The 386-nt window shown below is 73.8% G+C and carries 1 protein-coding gene; it reads left to right on the plus strand.

Annotated features, from left to right (window positions below; all coding sequences use genetic code 11):
* Positions 1-386, plus strand: a 386-nt coding sequence (locus AC1DBD_RS17915; RefSeq protein WP_476982738.1) for an acyl-CoA dehydrogenase family protein, incomplete at both ends; no start/stop codon positions are given.

Below are 386 nucleotides of genomic sequence, written 5' to 3' on the forward strand. Positions count from 1 at the left end.
CATTGGCGCACCTTCGCCGAGATGGGCTGGCTGGCGCTCGGCCTGCCGGAAGCCTGTGGCGGACTCGGTGACGACATGGATCAGGCCCTGCTGGCCGAGGCGCTGGGACAGGCCATGCCGGCCGAGCCGTGGCTGGCCAACGTCGCCCTGTGCGCGCCGCTGCTGGCGAACGCCGGCAGCGCGGCGCATCTCGCCATGGCCGAGGCCATCGCCGCCGGGGAGAGCTTCGCCGCGCTGGCCGCCTTCGAGGTGCAGGGCCGCCACGACGCCTTCGACGTCACCACGCAGGCCGAACCGCGCGGCGCGGCGCAGTGGGTGCTCGACGGCAGCAAGACGCTCGTGCTCGGGGGCGGATGTGCCGATGTGCTGCTGGTGCTGGCCCGTAC

The organism is Arthrobacter sp. 10T419 (assembly GCF_056394105.1).